Source organism: Pseudomonas sp. P116 (assembly GCF_020149425.1).
Classification (GTDB): domain Bacteria; phylum Pseudomonadota; class Gammaproteobacteria; order Pseudomonadales; family Pseudomonadaceae; genus Aquipseudomonas; species Aquipseudomonas anatoliensis.
In genome coordinates this window covers 80,151-97,048 of record NZ_JACVHB010000001.1, presented here as the reverse complement: position 1 = coordinate 97,048, position 16,898 = coordinate 80,151, and the positions used below count along the sequence as shown (strand labels likewise).

Annotated in this window: 15 protein-coding genes; 8 read left to right on the top strand and 7 right to left on the bottom strand. The window is 61.5% G+C overall.

From position 1 onward, the window contains the following. Positions 1-19: 19 nt before the first annotated feature. Complete coding sequence (locus ICA15_RS00430; protein ID WP_210555516.1) at positions 20-1,489, top strand: ATP-binding protein; 1,470 nt, start codon at positions 20-22, stop codon at positions 1,487-1,489. Here ICA15_RS00430 and ICA15_RS00425 read toward each other — a convergent pair. Together ICA15_RS00425 and ICA15_RS00420 are read right to left on the bottom strand one after the other, a co-directional pair. After that, positions 1,454-4,378, bottom strand: a complete 2,925-nt coding sequence (locus ICA15_RS00425; RefSeq protein ID WP_210555517.1) for an ATP-binding protein — start codon at positions 4,376-4,378, stop codon at positions 1,454-1,456. The two genes, ICA15_RS00430 and ICA15_RS00425, sit on opposite strands and share 36 nt — an antisense overlap. Positions 4,379-4,512: 134 nt before the next feature. Further along, a complete protein-coding gene (locus ICA15_RS00420) occupies positions 4,513-4,944 on the bottom strand; it encodes a helix-turn-helix domain-containing protein (RefSeq protein ID WP_210555518.1) in 432 nt (143 codons plus the stop codon). 212 nt (positions 4,945-5,156) lie between these two features. Between ICA15_RS00420 and ICA15_RS00415 the strand changes: the two genes are divergently transcribed. The 5 genes from ICA15_RS00415 (at position 5,157) to ycaC (ending at position 9,870) form a co-directional block, all read left to right on the top strand. Next, positions 5,157-6,080 carry a LysR family transcriptional regulator gene (locus ICA15_RS00415; RefSeq protein ID WP_210555519.1) on the top strand — a complete coding sequence of 308 codons (924 nt, stop codon included), beginning with the start codon at positions 5,157-5,159 and terminating at the stop codon, positions 6,078-6,080. A gap of 188 nt (positions 6,081-6,268) precedes the next feature. Continuing rightward, positions 6,269-6,685, top strand: coding sequence for a DoxX family protein (locus ICA15_RS00410; RefSeq protein ID WP_210555520.1), 417 nt, complete (start codon positions 6,269-6,271; stop codon positions 6,683-6,685). Continuing rightward, a complete protein-coding gene (locus tag ICA15_RS00405; protein ID WP_210555521.1) occupies positions 6,678-7,304 on the top strand; it encodes an antibiotic biosynthesis monooxygenase in 627 nt (208 codons plus the stop codon). Before ICA15_RS00410 ends, ICA15_RS00405 begins: the two co-directional genes overlap by 8 nt. Before the next feature lie 31 nt (positions 7,305-7,335). After that, positions 7,336-9,174: an amidohydrolase gene (locus ICA15_RS00400; protein WP_150602320.1), complete on the top strand. Its 1,839-nt coding sequence runs from the start codon at positions 7,336-7,338 to the stop codon at positions 9,172-9,174. Positions 9,175-9,246: 72 nt separating this feature from the next. Further along, positions 9,247-9,870: an isochorismate family cysteine hydrolase YcaC gene (gene ycaC, locus ICA15_RS00395; protein WP_042558727.1), complete on the top strand. Its 624-nt coding sequence runs from the start codon at positions 9,247-9,249 to the stop codon at positions 9,868-9,870. 98 nt (positions 9,871-9,968) lie between these two features. Here the strand turns inward: ycaC and ICA15_RS00390 are convergent, their stop codons facing one another. Both ICA15_RS00390 and ICA15_RS00385 read right to left on the bottom strand, forming a co-directional pair. Beyond that, a complete protein-coding gene (locus ICA15_RS00390; protein ID WP_210555522.1) occupies positions 9,969-11,396 on the bottom strand; it encodes a mechanosensitive ion channel family protein in 1,428 nt (475 codons plus the stop codon). 228 nt (positions 11,397-11,624) lie between these two features. Further along, positions 11,625-12,644 carry an alpha/beta hydrolase gene (locus ICA15_RS00385; RefSeq protein WP_210555523.1) on the bottom strand — a complete coding sequence of 340 codons (1,020 nt, stop codon included), beginning with the start codon at positions 12,642-12,644 and terminating at the stop codon, positions 11,625-11,627. A 132-nt stretch (positions 12,645-12,776) separates the two neighbouring features. Here ICA15_RS00385 and ICA15_RS00380 point away from each other — a divergent pair, with 132 nt between their 5' ends. Continuing rightward, positions 12,777-13,676, top strand: coding sequence for a LysR family transcriptional regulator (locus ICA15_RS00380; protein WP_210555524.1), 900 nt, complete (start codon positions 12,777-12,779; stop codon positions 13,674-13,676). 126 nt (positions 13,677-13,802) lie between these two features. Here ICA15_RS00380 and ICA15_RS00375 read toward each other — a convergent pair whose 3' ends face one another. The 3 genes from ICA15_RS00375 to gspG form a co-directional block, all read right to left on the bottom strand. Next, positions 13,803-14,330, bottom strand: coding sequence for a hypothetical protein (locus ICA15_RS00375; protein ID WP_210555525.1), 528 nt, complete (start codon positions 14,328-14,330; stop codon positions 13,803-13,805). 75 nt (positions 14,331-14,405) lie between these two features. After that, complete coding sequence (locus ICA15_RS00370; RefSeq protein ID WP_150602314.1) at positions 14,406-15,593, bottom strand: type II secretion system F family protein; 1,188 nt, start codon at positions 15,591-15,593, stop codon at positions 14,406-14,408. Between the two features lie 14 nt (positions 15,594-15,607). Beyond that, positions 15,608-16,036, bottom strand: a complete 429-nt coding sequence (gene gspG, locus ICA15_RS00365) for a type II secretion system major pseudopilin GspG (RefSeq protein ID WP_150602313.1) — start codon at positions 16,034-16,036, stop codon at positions 15,608-15,610. 205 nt (positions 16,037-16,241) lie between these two features. On the opposite strand from gspG, the gene ICA15_RS00360 reads away from it, so the two are divergent. Further along, positions 16,242-16,850 (top strand): lytic transglycosylase domain-containing protein, encoded by a 609-nt coding sequence (locus ICA15_RS00360; RefSeq protein ID WP_150602312.1) that lies wholly within the window; start codon positions 16,242-16,244, stop codon positions 16,848-16,850. The last annotated feature ends 48 nt before the right edge of the window (positions 16,851-16,898 follow it).

Sequence of the window (16,898 nt, the reverse complement as noted above, 5' to 3'; positions counted from 1 at the left end):
GGCTGCCAAGATAGTTGGCATGGACAATCTCAACGATGTGAACTCGGCGACGGTGCTGCGTTTCGGCCCTTACGCGTTTCATTTGCGCCAGCGGCTGATCCTCGAAGGGGATCGGCAGTTGCGCATGGGCGGTCGTGCGCTGGATATTCTCCAGGTGCTGGTCGAGCGGGCCGGCCGAGTGGTCAGCAAGGAGCAATTGATTTCTCAGGTCTGGCCGACGTCGGTGGTTGAAGAAATCAACTTGCGCGTGCACATCGCTGCGCTGCGGCGGGCGTTGGGCGATGGTGAGAATGGGCAGCGTTACATCGTCAATGTGCCGCAATGCGGGTATAGCTTTGTCGCCCCGGTGCATTACGACAGCGTGCCGCCAGTAGTCTTCGAACGGCTGCAAGCACCGCAACACAATTTGCCCGCGCGGCTGACCCCGATCACTGGCCGTGATGCGCTGGTTGGCGGTATGGTGCGGCGCCTGCCCCTGTGTCGGTTGATGACGGTGACCGGGCCCGCCGGTGTCGGCAAGACCACCGTGGCGCAGCGCGTGGCAGAACTCCTGCTGCAACATTTTCGTGATGGCGTGTGGTTGGTCGATCTGGCACAGGTCGATGTCGAAACACCTTTGCTGGAACATCTGCTGCACGCCCTGAATTGCGATTTCGCCACGCTGCGCGCGCGTCATGCATTGCTGGTACTGGACAACTGCGAACACCGGCGCGAGGCCTGCAAGGCAGTGGTCGACACACTGCTGGGCGCCGCGCCGCAACTGACGATTCTTGCCACCAGTCGTGAGGCCTTGCAGGCCAGTCTGGAAACCGTTCAACCGTTGTTACCGCTGACTTTTCCTAACAGTTCGGCAGTCGATTGCGTCGCGCAAGCCATGGGCTATCCGGCGGTGCAGCTATTTGTCAGCCGTGCCCGCGCTCGCCAGCATGATTTCAGCTTGCGCGAACAGGATCTGCCCACCGTGCGCGAGATCTGTCGTCAGCTAGACGGCCTGCCGCTGGCGATCGAGCTGGCGGCGGCGCAGATCGACGCATTGGCATTGGTTGGACTGCACTCGCAACTGACCAATGGCCTGCAATTGCTCAACCACGGCCGGCGCACGGCGGTGCCGCGTCATCAATCCATGCAGGCTGCACTCGACTGGAGTTATCAGCGCTTGACCGAGCAGGAGCAGCGCGTGCTGCAACGCTTATCGGTGTTCAAACTGGCCTTCACTTTGGAAGCGGCGCTGGGCGTGATCAGCTGCCCGCAACTGCCTTCGTCGCGACTCACGGCGGTCATCGAGCAGTTGGTACACAAGTCATTGCTGGCGGTGGAGCAGGGCGCTGGCGCGGGCAGATACCGGATGCTCAATACCACCCGGCGTTATGGCCGCGAACAACTTGAGCGCAGCGGTGAAGGCATTGATCTGGAGCGCCGACATGCGCGCTTTATCAGTCGTGTGCGTCATGCATCAAGCGAGTACGGGATCGCGCAACTCGTCGAGTAGCTGGCGCACTTTGCACAGGTCCGGCGTGGCGTAGCCTTCGGTGAAACGTTGGTAGATCGGCGTTAGCAGATCCAGCGCCTCATGATGGCGGGATTGACGTTGCCAGAGCTGGGCGAGCGAGGTGGCGCTGCGCAATTCCCAGGCCAGGGCACCTTGGGTGCGAGCGATGGACAGGGCTTGTTGCAGGATGGCTTCGGCTTCCTGAATATTTGCGGCGTCCAGACGGGCCTCATCGCGGGCAAGCCCGCTCCCACAGGATTTCAGGGTATACCGATATTTCGGGTTCAATATAGATCCACTGTGGGAGCGGGCTTGCCCGCGATGAGGCCCGCCCAGATGATTCAAATCTCCAATCAATAACGCATTCGCCCGAGCCCGCAAAATCTCCGCCGTGCTCCACCCCGCATCACCGGCCAGCGCCCGATTCAGCAAATCATCATCAACAAAGCGCTCATCCAGCGTCACCATGATTTCCCGGACCAGCCCGCTGCCATCCGCCGGTACGGGCATAGCGGCTTCAGCGTCGATCACCTGCGCGTAATGCAGCGCCCAGCGATAAAACAACAGCACCGAATGCTTCTGTGCTTGCTCAAGCAACAGATGCAATAGCGCCCGGGCGTTCTGCTTGTCGCCGTTGTAATGGGCGATCAGGCAACTGGCCAATGCCAGGGTGTAGCAGATCGAGGTGCCGTGATTGATCTGCACGGCAATGTCCAGCGCCTGTCGCGCCGTGCGCCACGCTTGCTCGGGAAATCCTTGCAGCCACAGCACCCGGGCGAGCACGGTCAGCGAGGCGACGCTCTGGTCGTACTGCACGCCAAAACCGTGGGTAAAGCGGTTGAGATGGCCACTGTGCGCCATGCGCTCAAGCACTTGCTCGGCATGAATACGCGCCTGTGGCTGGTCGCCAGCGTAATGCAGGGCCAGCACCCGCAAGCGGTGCGTGCTCAGCGACAGCAACGGGTCGCCATGCAGGCCGAGGCGGTCGAATTGTTCGCTCTGCTCCAGCGCCATCCGGTAATGGCCGCAACTGAGATTGACCGCCAGATGCCCGGATATTGCGCGCAGTTGGCCGGCGATATCCGCGTGGGCGTGGGCCAGTTGGCGGGCGTCGACAAAAGCCTCGATGGTCTCCGGGGTGGCGCCCCAAGTGTGATAACAGGCACTGCCCAGAGCCAGTTTCAAAGCGATTTTCAGGTGTGGGCAGGGGTCGTCGAGTTCATCCAGCAAATGCAACGCCCGGCGCACGTAGCCGCCGTATTCCTTGAGTAGCGACAACTCTTGCCACAACGGCGCCGAGGCCGCGGTCAGCTGAATGCCCAGATCATCCGCCCCGTCTCTGGCCAGGCTCCACTCCAGCGCTGCGCGCAAATCCTCCAGACCTCGGGCATAGCGCTCGATCCACAACGTAGTGGGAGTGTTTTCCCAGTGCGATTGCGCCTGCTGCATCAGGGTCAGGCAACGTTCGGCGTGGCGCTGGCGGGTCTCATCGAGTTCAGCCGCGACATCGAGTTTTTCCAGGGCATAGCGGCGTGTCGTATCGAGCAGGCGATAGAACACCTCTTCATCACCCACCTCGACACTGAGCAGGGATTTGGCCACCAATTGCGTGATCGAGGCGAACACCGCAGCGGGGTCGATCTGCTGACCGACGATGACGGCCGCCGCCGACTCCAGAGTAAACCCGCCGCGAAACACACCGAGTCGACGCAAGCAGGTTTGCTCGCAGCGATCGAGCAGGTTGAAACTCCAGTCCAGCGTGGCGCGCAAAGTCAGATGGCGCTCGGCGCTACTCTGGTTACCCGCCGCCAAGGGTGGCAAGCGGCCCTGCAACTGCGTCAGCAAGCCGTCCAGCCCCAGTTCGGCGACTTGCGCTGCTGCCAGTTCCAGCGCCAGTGGGATACCGTCCAGTCGGTGGCAAATCTCGATGGCTTGCGGCAACTGGGCGTCGCTCAACTCGAAACTTTCCTGCGCGGCCATCGCCCGTTCGACAAACAGCTGCAACGCGGAAAAGCCCAGCGCCTGGGTCCGATCCAGTTCACCAGGCAACGGTGGGTAGTCGAGAGATTCCAGACGCTGCACGAATTCGCCTTCCGCGCGCAGGCTTTCGCGGCTGGTGGCAAGAATATGCACCTGCGCGGCGCCGCGCAGGATGCTTTCACTGAGCGCTGCAACGGCGTCGATCAGGTGTTCGCAGTTGTCGAGCACCAGCAGCATCTGGCGCTCGCGCAAACCATTGACCAGACACACCAGCGGATCGCCTTCGAGCAGTGACAGGTCCAGCAGCGCTGCCAGATGCGAGCAAATCAGCTGTGGGTCGTTGAGCGGCGCCAGATCCACCAGCCGAATGCCGTCGCGATAATGCCCGATCAACTGTTCAGCCACGCGCAAGGCCACCGTGGTTTTACCGATGCCACCGGGGCCGACCAGGGTGATGCAGCGTCGGCGCGGCAGTTGCGTCATCAACTGGTCGACCAGCGGCTGACGGCCAATCATTCGCGTGCGCCGCAGGGGCAGATTGTGCCGGCCGACGGCATCGCCTGCCGGTCGCTGCTCGATAGACTCGTGCAGGATCGGCGCGACAAAACTGTAACCGCGTTGCGCCACGGTCACGATATAGCGCTGGCCTGCCTGACCGTCGCCCAAGGCCTTGCGCAGCGCTGCCATGTGCACGCGCAGATTGATGTCTTCGACGACGCTGTCCGGCCAGACTGTGGCCATCAAGTGCTGCTTGCTCACCACCTCGCCGGCGTGGCCCAGCAGAGTCAGGAGAATGTCCATCGCTCGCCGACCCAGGCGCAATGGCTGATCGCCCTCGAGCAGCAGCCGTTGCCCGGGATGAATCCGATAGGGGCCGAAACCGAGGGCCTGATTCGGGGGAAGACTCAACAACTCACTCCTGCGGTGCTGCGACGGGCATGCCGGAACAGGGCTTGGCATGCGCGCAGGCCGTCTATTCCGGAGTGTCCGGGCATAATCCTCAGGTTTGAGCGTCAGTGCAACGGGCAAGGCAGGCGTCAAGATCAAAACGTGGTGGGTTGTGGGCGCTGGTTTTTCAGTTCACGCATGGCCTGACAGCGCCAGGCAAAAGGGTTGATGCCTTCGCTGCGGGTGAACATATGGCAGAAATGCGCCTGATCGCAGAAACCGCATTCCAGGCTGATTTGCGTCAGGCTCAGGCCAGTGTGCTGGATCAGCAGTTTGGCGCGGGCGATGCGTTGGGTGCGGATCCAGTCTTGCGGCGAGAGCCCGGTGCTGCACTTGAATGCCCGGGAGAAGTGGCTGCGTGACAGTGAGCAGGCTTGCGCCAGTTCGGTGACTTCCAGGCTTTCGCCGAGGCGTTCGAGGATGAGTTGCTTGACGCGTCGTTCGCGTTGCGGGCTGAGTCCGCCGATCCCGCTTTTGCGCGGTTCGCTGGCAGGGGCGAGGGCGACGGTGGGGTGTAATTGAGCCATGGCCAATGTCCGTGTCGGTGGGGAAGGCACGGTCAGCGCTCTCCCTCAATCAAAAAAACAACGCTGCGCAGAGGCATTCATTGTTGAGTGGGGCGCTGTGACTGACGAGTTAATCGTTGTTAATTTCGCGCTGGCGCGGCGTTTACAGCGCCATTGATCGGGTAAAGTGCGTAGCACTTGCGTGTGGCTGGCCATAGAAGGAAACCGAGCCGATGAACCGTAACGATCTGCGTCGCGTCGACATGAACCTGTTGGTGATTTTCGAAGCGCTGATGTTCGAAAAGAACCTGACCCGCGTCGCCGAAAAACTGTTCATGGGCCAACCGGCGGTGAGTGCGGCGCTCGGGCGTCTGCGTGATCTGTTCGATGATCCGTTGCTGCTGCGCAACGGTCGCGGCATGGAACCGACCGCCCGCGCTCTGGCGATCCTCAAGGAACTGCAACCGGCGATGGATGTGATTTCCGGGGCCGTCAGTCGCGCCAAAGAGTTCGAACCGTCGAGCAGTTGCGACGTGTTCCGTATCGGTCTGTCGGACGATGCCGAGTTCGGTCTGTTTCCACCGCTGTTGCGCCAGTTGCAGCAAGAGGCGCCGGGCATCGTCGTGGTGGTGCGGCGTGCCAATTACCTGCTGATGCCGGCCCTGCTGGCCTCCGGAGAAATCTCCGTCGGCGTCAGCTACACCACGGATCTGCCCGCCAACGCCAAACGCAAGAAACTGCGCGACATTCCCTGCAAAGTCCTGCGCGGCGATGATCGCCCGGGGCCGCTGACTCTGGACGAGTATTGCGAGCGGCCGCACGCAATGGTGTCGTTCTCTGGCGACTTGAGCGGCAACATCGACCTCGACCTGGCCAAGCTTGGCCGCTCGCGCCGTGTGGTTCTTGGCGTGCCGCAGTTCAGCGGCTTGCGCGCCTTGCTGGCCGGCACCGAAATGATCGCCACCGTACCGGATTACGCCGCGTGTGCATTGGTCGAAGGCTGTGGCCTGCGCGCCGAAGACCCGCCGTTCCCGATTGATGCCGCGCAATTGTCGATGGCCTGGAGCGGTGTGCACGACAACGATCCGGCCGAGAAATGGCTCAGGGCGCAGATCAGCCAGTTCATGTCGGTAGCGCTGGATATCCCCTCAATCTGAAACAACCCCAAACCCTGTAGGAGCTGCCGAAGGCTGCGATCTTTTGACTTTGGTTTGAAAAAAAAAGATCAAAAGATCGCAGCCTGCGGCAGCTCCTACAGGAGTTGTCGAAAGTGAGCACACCCATCCAATTTCCTCGCGCCCGGCATCGGCATCATTCAGGCCAATGACATTTCAAGGGTCGGGTCATGAACGCTTCACAATGCGATGAACGGGCGGGCGACGTCGGTTTGCTGTTCCTGCGGGTCAGCGGCGGGTTGTTTCTGCTTTGCGTGCACGGCATGCCCAAGTTGCTCGACTTCACAGCGCAACTGCAACTGATCGAAGACCCGTTCCACCTCGGTGCCCACCTCACATTGATCCTGGCGATCTTCGCCGAAGTCCTCTGTCCGCTACTGATCGTCGCCGGGGTGCTGGCGCGATTGGCCTGCTTGCCTATTCTCTTTGTGCTGCTGGTGGCCTTGCTGATCGTGCATCCGCAATGGAGTGTGGCTGAAGGGCAGTTCGGCTGGCTGCTGTTAATCCTCTTTACCACTGTATTCATCGCCGGGCCCGGACGGCTGGCGCTCAATATTCGTCTGCCCGGAGTGCTGCGTTATGCCTGAAGTCCTGAGTCCAACAGCACCGGGGGCCGGTGAGACCGTCACGCTGATCGTCAAGCACCGGGTCAAGGCCGGGTTTGAAAAGCCCTATGAAGCCTGGCTGCGCAATATTGTCCGGGTGGCGGGGCTGCGCGAAGGGCATCTGGGCGTTGACGTTGTGCGCGGCAAGCTGGCGGGACTCGACGCATACACCTGCGTTTTGCGTTTTAGTTCGACCGAAGCCATGCAAACGTGGCTGGAGTCGCCGCAGCGCCAGGCGCTGGTCGACGAAGCCGCGCCAATGCTGGCCGATGGCGACCAGACCGAAGTCCCCCCGATCAACGAATTCTGGTTCGCCCCGCTGGCCGATACCGCCGCGCCGCCGCCGCGCTGGAAGCAAGCGGTCGTGACCCTGTTGGTGATTTTTCCGCACACCCTGCTGGTGCCGCTGATCTGGGGGCCGCTACTCGGGTTGCATCCACTGCTTTCCAACTACGTGGTCGCCACGTTCCTGATCACCCTGACCATCGTGCTGTCGGTGGTCTACGTATTCATGCCCCCCGTGACCCGTTTGTTCGCGCCCTGGCTGGAAGCCGGTCAGGCCCATGCCCACGTCGACCCCACAGAACACCCGTCACGCTGAAGCCCATTCATTTTTTGTCGAAGGAACTGCGATGAGCGCCGATCTGATTCTGTTCAATGGCCAATTTCATACCGTAGACCGCACTAAGCCGCTGGCCAGCGCGGTGGCGATCAAGGACGGCCGCTTCGTGGTCGTTGGTAACGACACGCAAGCCATGGCCTTGCGCGGTCCGGGCACGCAAGTCGTCGATTTGCACGGCCGCTGCGTCATTCCCGGGCTCAACGACTCGCACTTGCACCTGATTCGTGGTGGTTTGAACTACAACCTCGAACTGCGCTGGGAAGGCGTGCCGTCGCTGGCCGATGCCTTGCGCATGCTCAAGGAGCAAGCCGACCGCACGCCGACCCCGCAATGGGTGCGCGTGGTGGGGGGGTGGAACGAATTCCAGTTCGCCGAAAAACGCATGCCGACCCTCGAAGAGATCAATCAGGCCGCGCCGGACACCCCGGTGTTTATCCTGCATTTGTACGACCGCGCGCTACTCAACCGCGCCGCATTGCGCGTGGCCGGCTACACCCGTGACACGCCGAACCCGCCGGGTGGTGAGATCGTGCGCGATGCCAACGGCAACCCGACCGGCATGCTGGTGGCCAAACCCAACGCAATGATTCTGTACTCGACGCTGGCCAAGGGGCCGAAGCTGCCGCTGGAATATCAGGTCAACTCGACGCGTCAGTTCATGCGCGAGCTCAATCGCCTCGGCCTGACCAGTGCGATCGATGCCGGCGGCGGTTTCCAGAATTATCCGGACGATTATCAGGTGATCGAACAACTGGCCAAGGATGACCAGTTGACCGTGCGCATCGCCTACAACCTGTTCACCCAGAAGCCGAAAGAAGAGCTGACCGATTTCCAGAACTGGACCGGCAGCGTCAAGTTGCATCAGGGCGATGATTTCCTGCGGCACAACGGCGCCGGCGAAATGCTGGTGTTCTCGGCGGCGGACTTCGAAGATTTCCTCGAGCCACGCCCGGACCTGCCGCAGACCATGGAGCAGGAATTGGAGCCGGTGGTGCGCCACCTCGTCGAACAGCGTTGGCCGTTCCGCTTGCACGCCACTTACAACGAATCCATCAGCCGCATGCTCGACGTGTTCGAGAAGGTCAACCGTGACATTCCGTTCAACGGTTTGCCGTGGTTCTTCGACCATGCCGAAACCATCACCCCGCAGAACATCGAACGGGTCAAAGCGCTGGGCGGCGGTATCGCGATTCAGGATCGTATGGCGTTCCAGGGCGAGTACTTCGTCGACCGCTACGGTGCAAAAGCCGCCGAAGCCACGCCACCCATCAAGCGCATGCTGGCCGAAGGCGTGCCGGTCGGCGCCGGCACCGACGCCACGCGGGTGTCCAGCTACAACCCTTGGACCTCGCTGTACTGGATGGTCAGCGGTCGCACCGTCGGCGGGCTGGCACTTTACGAAGAAGGTTTGCCACGCACCACCGCGCTGGAATTGTTCACCCACGGCAGCGCCTGGTTCTCCTCCGAACAGGGCAAGAAGGGCCAGATCAAGGTCGGGCAACTGGCGGATCTGGCGGCGCTGAGCGCGGACTTCTTCCATGTCGAGGAAGAGGCGATCAAGTGGATTGAGTCGGTGCTGACCGTGGTTGGCGGCAAGATCGTCTACGCCGCTGGCGACTTCCAGGACCTCGGGCCGGCCAGCGTGCCGGTGCTGCCGGACTGGTCGCCCGTGGTCAAAGTCCCGGGTCACTGGCGGCCGAATTCGCCGTTGCAGGCGCAAGTGCACCAGTGCAGCGGCCCCTGTGGCGTGCACTCGCACAGCCATGAAAAAGCGCGTTTGTCGAATGCGCCGGTCAGTGACTTCGCCGGTTTCTGGGGCGCGTTCGGTTGCTCCTGCTTCGCCTTCTGATCTCTTTCAAAAGCGTCGGCCATACGGTCGGCGCTTCACGCAACATCCATCCGTCCATCAAGGAGTTTCCCCATGAGCGTTCCTTACACACGTTTGAACAAAGACGATGCGGTTGTGCTGTTGGTCGATCATCAGACCGGCCTGATCTCGCTGGTGCAGGATTTTTCGCCGAACGAGTTCAAGAACAACGTGCTGGCGCTGGGCGACATCGCCAAGTTCTTCAAACTGCCGACCATCCTCACCACCAGCTTCGACGCCGGCCCCAACGGCCCGATCGTGCCTGAGCTGCTGGAGCAATTTCCGGACGCGCCGTTCATTCAACGTCCAGGCCAGATCAACGCCTGGGACAACGAAGATTTCGTCAAGGCGATCAAGGCAACCGGTCGCAAGCAACTGATCATCGCCGGTGTGGTGACTGACGTGTGCGTGGCATTCCCGACCCTGTCGGCGATTGCTGAAGGCTTTGAAGTGTTCGTGGTGACCGACTCTTCCGGCACCTTCAACACCACCGTGCAGCAAGCAGCGTGGGCGCGGATGTCGGCGGCCGGTGCGCAACTGATGAACTGGTTCTCGGTAGCCTGCGAGCTGCAGGGTGACTGGCGCAACGACATGGAAGGCCTGGCGAATCTGCTGTCCAATCGCCTGCCGAACTATCGCAACCTGATCAACAGCTATACCAAGTTCACCGCTAAGTAAGATCAAAAGATCGTCCGATCGCGGCCCGAGCCTGCGGCAGCTCCTACAGGGGGAACGCAGTCCAATGTAGGAGCTGCCGCAGGCTGCGATCTTTTGCTTTAACGCTTCTGCAACCAGCCCAGAAACCCACCTTTTCTGACCGGTGCCGCGTTGGCCAACAACGCCAGTTGACTGCTCTGCTGCCGTACGGCCTGCAATTTGTTCAGCGCCGTCCCCACCTCTCTGCGCTTTTCCATGCACTGGCGCGTGAGGGTCTTGTCGAGACGGTAGATGATCGAAGACGTCAGCGCCGTAAACGTCGCCTGCGAAGGTGTGTCCGCCAGAATGCTTTGCTCACCCATGACCTCGCTCGGCCCCATGCGCCCGGCTTCAGTCTGGTCAGCGCCATCCGGCACCGTCGCACTGACTACCCCTGTGGCGATCACAAACAGACTGTCCGGCACTTCATTCAAATCAAGCACGACCTGGCCGGCGCTGTACTGCTGCGCGACCATCGATTCTGCCAGTCGGTCGCGTTCATCAGGACTCAGCGAACGGAAGATCTTCACTTCATCGAGCAATGCACGGGCGCGGGTCGTAGGCTCGATCACGCCGTCCGGATGCCGCGAAATTCCGGCAGCCTCAAGATGCCGATGAGCAAGGTCGAACAGTTGATTGCGCACTTCGCTTTTCTTGCCCAGCTCGGCAATAAAACCGCTGGCCACGTATTCGGACATTTCCTCACCGGCTTCTTTCAACACCACTTTCGGCGCCGGCGACAACAGCAGGCTGCTGCTGCCTTGCAGCGTGCGATCGAGGGCATCCAGTACGCGGCGCGGGCGAATGTGGTTGGGGACTTTGATGCTGATCGACACACCGTGCATGTTGTTCGGGCGACTGAGATTGACGATCTTGGCCTTGGCCGCCACCGAGTTCGGCACCACGGCCATGGTGCCGGCGCTGGTCAGCAAGTGCGTGGCGCGCCAGTCGATGTCGAGCACCTTGCCCTCGACGCCGTCGATCGCCACGAAGTCGTCGACTTGATACGGTTTTGTGGTGTTGAGCACGATCCCGCTGAACACATCAGCCAAGGTGCTTTGCAGCGCCAGACCGACGACGATGGCGACCACACCGGAGGTTGCGAGCAAGCCTTTGACCGGCAACTCCAGCACGTAACCGGCCGCCGCGACAATCGCGACCAGAAACACCAGCGCACCGATCACGTCCTGCAACAAGCGACCGCTGTGGCCGATGCGGCGCATCAGCACCAGGCCGATCACCTCCGTCAGCACTCGCGCCGCATACAGCCACCAGAGAATGCCCAACGCCGTCGCCCCGAGCTGCGCCACCCGGTCATCGACGAACAGCGGCGCCTGCAAAGGGCTGACACCGGCATTGATGACCAGCGCGCTAAACCCCAGGAACAGCGCCAGCCGCACCCCGACCCGTGGCGCACGATGGGTAAATGGCGTGAAGTGCCAGAGCACGGCGTCAACCACCAGCAGCAGGGCACTCCAGGACAGCAGGTGGGCGAAGAGGAAGGACATTGGGCATTCTCCGAGGCGGATGGGAGTCTGAGGCGAGGGGATTTAGCGAAACGTCGCACCGACCCGTTGGGTTGCGAAGCGACCCCAAAAATCCTTGTATCAACTCAGATTTTTGCCAGTGCTGCGCACTGGATCGGGGATGAATCCCCTCGCCACAAGATCAGGCACAAAAAACGCAGCCCCGGTACATCCCCTGTAGGAGCTGCCGCAGGCTGCGATCTTTTGCCGTCAAGGCTGCAAGTGAGTCTTGAGTTCAGCCGCCGCCTGACGCACCGCCGCCTTCACCTCAGGAATCTGACTCAGCGGATTGAGCAAACCAAAGTCATGAATCATCCCGTTGTAGCGCACCGACGTCACCGCGACACCGGCAGCATCCAGATGGCGGGCATAACCTTCGCCTTCGTCACGCAGCACATCGAACTCGGCGGTCTGCACCAGTGCAGCGGGCAGGCCTTTGAGCTGTTCGGTGCTGGCGTTGAGTGGCGAGGCATGGATCTGCGCACGCTCGGCGGGGTTCGTGGTGTAGTTGTCCCAGAACCACTGCATCATGCCTTTGGTGAGGAAGTGGCCCTCGGCAAATTGCTGGTACGAGCCGTCGTCGAATTGCGCGTTGGTCACTGGCCACATCAACAACTGGAAGCGCAGGGCCGGGGTTTTCTGTTCCTTGGCCATCAGCGCGACGACCGCCGCCATGTTGCCGCCGACGCTGTTGCCGGCCACCGCCAGGCGCTTGCCGTCGACGCCGATGTCCTTGCCGTGCTCGGCCACCCATTTTGTGGCGGCGTAAGCCTGGTTGATCGCGGTCGGGTACTGCGCTTCCGGCGACGGCGTGTAATCGACGTACACCGCTACCGCGCCAGAACCCACAACCAGATCCCGGATCAGGCGTTGGTGAGTCGGGTAATCGCCCAGCACCCAGCCGCCGCCGTGGAAGAACATGAACACCGGCAGTTCACCTTTGACCTTGGCCGGACGCACCACTTTCAGGTTGATGGTCTGGCCATCGACCTTGATCGCCTTGTCGCTGACTTCAACACCGGACAGGTCCACTTTCACCGAAGCCTGCGCACCGGTAAGCACCGCACGGGCGTCTTTCGGGCTGAGTTGCTCCAGCGGTTTGCCACCGCCAGCGGCGAGGGCGTCGAGGAAAGCTTGGGTGTTGTGCTCGACACCGCTGGTCTCGGCGGCGAAAGCGTTGCCGATGGACAGCGCGAGGAGGGTAGCGGTCAACGTCTTTTTAATGATCATGTTCAATTCCTTTTTCAAGTGTGTTCGCGATTGGCTCGTAGGTTGGTTTCAACACCGTGGACACAGATTAATAGGGTGCCGTGAAGTGAAAAAGCGGCTATAAAGCGTTTAACTGTCCACCAGAGAGTGACAATGAACCCGTTCGAAGACATGCGTATTTTTTGCCAGGTCATGGACTCCGGCAGCTTCACCGCGGCGGCCGATCAGTTGGGCCTGTCCAAGCAATTCGTCAGCCGCCGCTTGATGCAACTCGAAGAACGCCTCGGCGTGCGTTTGCTCAATCGCTCGACCCGGCGCCTCGATGTTACGCCGCTGGGCCAGAGTTATTACGAATCGGCGCTGCGCTTGCTCGGCGAAGTCGAACAGGTCGAACAAGGCATCGCCGGGCAGACTGCCGAGCCTCGCGGCACGATCCGTCTGAGCGCGCCGTTGTCTTTTGCCGTGGCGCATCTCGGTTGCTTGCTGCCGGTGTTTTTGCAGCGCTACCGCGAGGTCACGGTGGAAGTGGATTTGAGCGACCGTCCGGTGGATCTGCTCGGCGAAGGTTACGACCTGGCGCTGCGCATCGGTGTGCTGGAAGACTCGACGCTGATCGCTCGCCGTATCGCCAGCATCGAACGGGTGTACTGTGCCAGCCCCGCGTATCTGGCCGAACGCGGCACGCCACTCAAACCGGAAGATCTGCTCGGGCATGACTGCTTGCCGTATGGCCATGGGCGTTCAGTGCAGTGGCGGTTCAACGCGGGGCAGGGCAAACCGCTGCTGGTGAATGTCGCCGGGCGCATGCGCGTCAACAACGGTGAGTTGCTCAGGGATGCGGCGGTGCAGGGGATGGGGATTACCTATCTGCCGACGTTTATTGTTGGCGCGGCGTTGAAAGAGGGGCGATTGGTGGCGGTGCTGGATGATCTGCGGCCAGAGCCGCTGACCTTGTCGGCGGTCTACCCGCAGCACCGTCAGGCCTCACGCCCGGTGCAGGCGTTGGTCGAGTTCCTGCGTGAACGGTTGAATCAGAGCAACGTCGCCCTTTAAGCCGTACGCAAATCAACTTTAGGAGCTGCCGCAGGCTGCGATCCTTTGATCTGGTCTTTAAAAACAAGATCAAAAGATCGCAGCCTGCGGCAGCTCCTACAGGGATTGCGGTGTTTTCAGGATGGTTTAGTTAGTGCGTTTGTCATCGCCTGGTTCGCCACCGACATGCACGCCGCGATCGTCACCGACCTCACCGGCACGGTGTACACCATGATCGTCGCCTGGCTCTGAGTGGGTGCCGCTGCGTCCCGAGGAGGATGCGGAACTGCCGGAGTGTCCGGCGCCCTGACCACCGCTGTCACCGCGGCCACTGTGACCGCCGCCGTCGCCATGGCCGCTGCCTCCACTGCCGCCATGTCCACCACCGTTACCTCCGCTGCCGCCACCGCTCCCTCCATGACCGCCGCCGCTACCGCCACCACCACCGCTCCCTCCATGACCGCCGCCGCTGCCGCCACCACCGCTTCCTCCATGGCCGCCGCCGCTGCCGCCACCACCGCTCCCTCCATGGCCACCGCCACCGCCACCGCCGCCACTTCCGCCTTCCTTCGCCTGAACACTGGAAATGCCCGACAGGCTGTCTGGAATCATTACGGTAGACGCCGACAGAACTGCGCCGATGGCCATCGCGAGCATGAGCTTTTTAATGTGCATATCGTTCTCCGTTTTGTTGTCTGGGGTGGGAACGTGGATGTGCTTTGTTGCGATTGATCCGACCCGTTCCCGCGGTCAGTGAATGCTGGAAGCCAGTTCGAAAATCGGGATGTACATCAGGATCACGATCACCCCGATCAGCAGGCCGATGAAGGTCATCAACAGCGGTTCGAACAACCTCACGAACCACTCGATCCAGCGGCTGATTTCTTCGTCGTAGAAGTCGGCGCTGCGTTCCATCATTTGCCCCAGGTTGCCGGATTGTTCACCGGCGCGCAGCAGGCGTAGCGACACCGGTGTCACTAGACGATTGAGCTCCAGCGCGGTGGACAGCGACTGTCCCTCGCGCACGCGTTCGCAGGCCTGATCGAGCCGCGCCCGTGACGCTACAGTGAGCAAGCCGCGCACCATGCCCATGGCAGTCACCAGTGGAATCCCGCCTTGCAGCAGAATCCCCAGCGAGCGGTAAAAACGCGCCAGTTCATACATGAAAATTCGTTGGTGCACGGCGGGCAGTTTCTCCACCAGTCGATCCAGCCCACGGCGAAACCCAGGTTGTTTCTGCACCACGGCGAGGGCGGTGACGATCGCCGCCAACCCGCCAAAAAACTCCAACTGATGCGCGTGCAGAAACAGGCCGCCGCTCATCAGGATCTGCGACAGCCACGGCAGGTTCGAGCCCAGTCCTTCGAACACCAGACTGAAGCGCGGCACCACGTAGCCCATCAGAAACAACACCACCCCCCCGCCGACCACCAGCAACAGCAACGGGTAGATCGAGGCGCTGACGATCTTCTGCCGCACCTCGTCCATGCGTTGGCGGTAACTGACGTAACGACCCAACGCCTCGCCGACCGCGCCGGTCTTCTCGCTGGACTGCACCAGCGCCACGTACAGCGGTGGAAACACTGCCGACAACTGACCGAGGGCCTGCGAGAAGGATTTGCCTTCATACAGCAGGCGCACCAGTTCACTCAGGGTTTTGCGCGCAGCAGGGGCGGTTTCTTTTTCAGCGAGGCTTTCCAGCGCATCGATCAACGGCAGGCCGGCATTGAGCAGGGTGGTCAGCTCCTGGCTGAACAGCACCAGATTGAACGTTTCGCGCTGACGCAGGCGCAACGAGCGCCAGTGTTTTTCGGCATGCAGGCTGAGCACGCGCAAGCCTTGATCCTCGGCAATGTGCCGCGCTTCGCTATGCCCCGGCGCCTCGATACTCAAGGAAACCACGCCCGCCTTGCCGACGGCTTTCAGATGAAATCGCATGGGCCGCGCTCCACTTACTGCCAGTTGGTCACTTCGGCGTTTTCGCCTTCACCGCCGGGTTGGCCGTCCTTGCCCATCGACAGCAAGTCGTACTCGCTGTTTTCGCCGGGGTAGCGGTAGGCGTAACTGCGGCCCCAGGGATCCTGCGGGAGTTTTTTCTGCAAGTACGGGCCGGTCCATTTCGCCTCGTCACTCGGCGCAGCCACCAAGGCTTGCAAGCCTTGTTCGGTGGACGGGTAGTGGCCGACTTCCAGGCGATACAGATCCAGCGCCTTGCTCAGGCCTTCGATCTGCGCCTTGGCCACTTTCACTTCCGAGCGGCCAAGTTGAGCGAAGTATTTCGGTGCGACGATCCCGGCCAACAGGCCGAGCACCACCAGCACCACGAGCAATTCGAGCAGGGTGAAACCGCGTTGGGCACGCGGACGAAAATGCAGCTTCATGATGACCTCCCGTGAGTGGCAGTCGAGTCGCCTGAAGGGCCTATGCAATTGCCATGCTCAGCCTCGACAAAATTCGTCTGATGGCCGCAAGCCCTTGCATTACGCGGCTTTCACGAGTCGGCACAGTGCTTGCGTATGGCTCAAACGTGATCGGCCATTGGGGCATTTCCCCCAATTTATCGGGGTCGGTCCGGGGAGGCCCGACATGAAATTTCTGACTGGCGGATTGCTCGGTTGTGTACTGCTGAGCGGTGCCGCGCAAGCCGATGTATTCATCTCCGTGGACGCCAAGGGCAGCTACGTTCTGTCCAATGTGCATCGTCCCGGACGCACTTATGAACGGGTGATTCACGAGGCGCAAGCGCCCCTGGTCAGCCTTGATCAGCAGCCGCAAATGATCGCCAGACAGCCGTATGCGGAACTGGTCTCGGCGGCGGCCAAGGTCAATCAATTACCTGAAGCGCTGCTGCATGCGGTGATCAACGCCGAGTCGCGTTACAACCCCGGCGCCACCTCACCCAAAGGCGCGGGCGGGCTCATGCAATTGATGCCGGCCACCGCGCGGGAAATGGGCGTGACCGACGTCTACGACCCCAAGGCCAACATCCAGGGCGGGGCCAAATACCTCAAGCGCCTGATGACCCTGTTCGACAACGACATCACCCTCGCCGTGGCGGCTTACAACGCCGGGCCTGATGCGGTGCTCAGCCGGGGACGGGTGATCCCGCCGTTCGCCGAAACCCAGCGTTACGTGCCCAGCGTATTGCGCCAGTACCGGCGCTTGCAGGGGCTGGCAGTGGACGCGCCGTTGTAAAGGGTGTCCCCGGTTTCCCCCACTATCGGGGCAATCCCGGCAAGCGCG